Here is a 2521-nt window from a genome sequence, read left to right as displayed (position 1 = left end):
GTTTATGAAAGGGATAATGTTGTCAATATAACTGATAAAACAGAATAAAAACACGCATGGGGCGTGCATTCTTTATGATTATAAACGCATATAAAATGCATTGCTATTAAAATGCATTGCTATAAACATATCATAAAAGAGAGAGTAAAATAAAAAAAAGCCGTGCCAAGTGATATGACGCGGCTTTCAAATGTCTATTCTAATGATTAAAATGAATCATCCACATGGAGTAATCAGTGCATATATACAAAACGTATCATATTGCAAGCGCTCTATTAGAGATATGAAAACTTATCAAAAGGAACGTAAATGATGCATATGATCTTTAATCACTCATTTGAATAAGAGAGCCTATAAACGCTCGGTAGCTTTAACAATCCAATCAAAAAAACATGCATATTCAATAAATATCTGTAAAAAACGTTCTTTTTACATTTACGAGCATTGGTTTTTAAAAGCAGCTTTTCATAAAACAAATAAACAATTATGGTTTTTTGTTACCATTTTTATCAAGTCAATTTTATTAATAATAGTTATAAAAAAATCACAAAATTAAAATAACCACTTGAAAATATACCCATATGGGTATATTAATAATCATGAGTAAAATAAAACGTATCATATGGCTTGGTTCTTCACTCAAAGATATAAAAAGTCTTCCTGATCTTATTCAACAAAGGATTGGTTATGCTCTTTATCTTGCTCAGATAGGAGATAGAGGAGAAAATGTTAAGGTTCTCAAGGGGTTTGGATCTGCCAATGTTCTAGAAATTATTGAACGCGATATTCAAGGAACTTATCGCGCTGTTTATACGATACAATATAAAAAATCTCTTTATGTGTTGCATTGTTTTCAGAAAAAATCGACCCGTGGCATTGCAACACCAAAACCAGACATTAATCTGATCAAAGAACGTCTCAAGTTAGCAGAACAATTAGAAGGGAATTAAAATGATCAATGTTTTTCACGGTAGTTCCAATGTTTATGCGGATCTTGGCTTTTCAGATTCCAGAGAGATGCTTATCAAAGCGCAACTTGCTCATAAGATTAGTCAAATTCTTAAAGAAAAGAACTTAACACAAAAACAGGCTAGTCAACTTTTGAAAATGACTCAACCCAAATTGTCTAAACTCTTAAGTGGAGAATTTCGAGGAATTAGTGAAATGAAAATGCTTGAGTGTTTGGCAAAATTGGGAAACGATATCAAGATTATTGTTAATCCGAAAGAAGTTAAAACGCTTGAAGGACATTTTGAAGTTGTTTTTTCTTCTTAAACTTCTTTATGATTTGCTTTTTATAGTCTATTCATACATGGCAATCTTATATAAAAAATGGTCAAATGAATCATGCATAAAAGTGTGGATTCTTAAGTGGATTCTTATAAAACAATTGCACACAAACTATTGACTTTATTGTGTTTTTATATATAATGCGTTATTATCATCGCGAAAGTCTGTGCGGGCAGCAAGAAACAACAGAGTGCCTGTTGGGGAGGGATTAAATCTGTTTCCGCAATGGTTGTAAACACCCTCTAAAACCTGTTCGACAGGCGCTACAGCATAGCATCTTTGATACCCAATCACGCCATCTTGGCTGTCTCTTAACACGAGATAAAGCGTGCGACCATGAAACCACTCTGCCATCAGCATATCGCGTTCATGTTTTTTGACCGAACACCACGGAAAATTTGCCATGTCCCATGGGTAATCGATTTGGTCCCAGCTTAACTCTTCATCCCCATCATCTATCCAATTACCAATAAGCCTGCCTTCTTCTCTTAAGAGAACGTGCTCTATCTCTGTTGTGCGCCCAAAGGAAAACAAAGTGCCCCCAGCTGTTAAGCTAACACCACTTTCATACTCCAACATGCTGTCATCAAGGCGTGACATATTGCCTTCCATGGCTTGAACATCATAACCATAGGTCCCTCGACGAAAATCAGAGCGCAAACTTTTGGAAAGGTCAGTGATTGCTTCAATAGCTTCAAGGCTTTTCCGTTCAGGCAACTGATCAAAATCAAGTTGAAAGGAATTCCACCATGCCCGCCCCGTCCATGCGGGTTGAAAGCGTGCCGAAATCCCTAGCCATTCAAGCCCCATCTCTATTGCAGCAAGGGAGCCGCGAATATTTTGCCATGCAAGACCCTGATCAATTAAATCATAAAGGCTAGAAAAATAAGGGTTTAATTCTTGTAAGCCATATTCGTCTATTAAAAAGGGCAACCAAGAAGGCGGACGCGTGATAAATTTCGCGCGAGGTATTTCTTCGAGTGTAGTTTTAACGTGAGGGTCAAAAGCCATTGCTTCTGCAAAACAGCGTTCAAGTAAGCTCGAATTCGGTGGCAAAAGTGAGGAAAGCATCAATAAGCACGCCCCCGTTCAGACAAAACAATATCCCCCAAAGCGACTGCTTCATCAGGTGCGACCAAAATATCCTCAAAGGGGTGCGTTATGTTCACATGGTGAACGCCCTCAACCATCAAGCGGCTTAGTATCCAACTTAAAGACAAATCACGCCCAA

At 37.2% G+C, this 2521-nt stretch carries 2 protein-coding genes and 2 pseudogenes; 2 read left to right on the top strand and 2 right to left on the bottom strand.

The genetic code is table 11. The annotated features are described in order from the left end of the window. Nucleotides 1-599 precede the first annotated feature (599 nt). Together ACFIKB_RS09065 and ACFIKB_RS09060 are read left to right on the top strand one after the other, a co-directional pair. Nucleotides 600-950 (top strand): type II toxin-antitoxin system RelE/ParE family toxin, encoded by a 351-nt coding sequence (locus ACFIKB_RS09065; RefSeq protein WP_041581387.1) that lies wholly within the window; start codon nt 600-602, stop codon nt 948-950. A 1-nt stretch (nt 951) separates the two neighbouring features. Beyond that, nucleotides 952-1275: a helix-turn-helix domain-containing protein gene (locus tag ACFIKB_RS09060; protein WP_015856199.1), complete on the top strand. Its 324-nt coding sequence runs from the start codon at nt 952-954 to the stop codon at nt 1273-1275. 168 nt (nt 1276-1443) lie between these two features. Here the strand turns inward: ACFIKB_RS09060 and ACFIKB_RS09055 are convergent. Beyond that, nucleotides 1444-2361 (bottom strand): annotated as a pseudogene (locus ACFIKB_RS09055) (phage tail protein); the annotation flags it as partial. Next, nucleotides 2361-2521: pseudogene (locus ACFIKB_RS09050) on the bottom strand (baseplate assembly protein); the annotation flags it as partial. The pseudogenes ACFIKB_RS09050 and ACFIKB_RS09055, both read right to left, overlap by 1 nt.

The sequence above is a fragment of the Bartonella sp. MR110HLJHH genome, assembly GCF_042194225.1.
In the GTDB taxonomy this organism is placed as follows: domain Bacteria; phylum Pseudomonadota; class Alphaproteobacteria; order Rhizobiales; family Rhizobiaceae; genus Bartonella; species Bartonella grahamii.
This window is presented reverse-complemented; position numbering and strand designations above follow the sequence as displayed.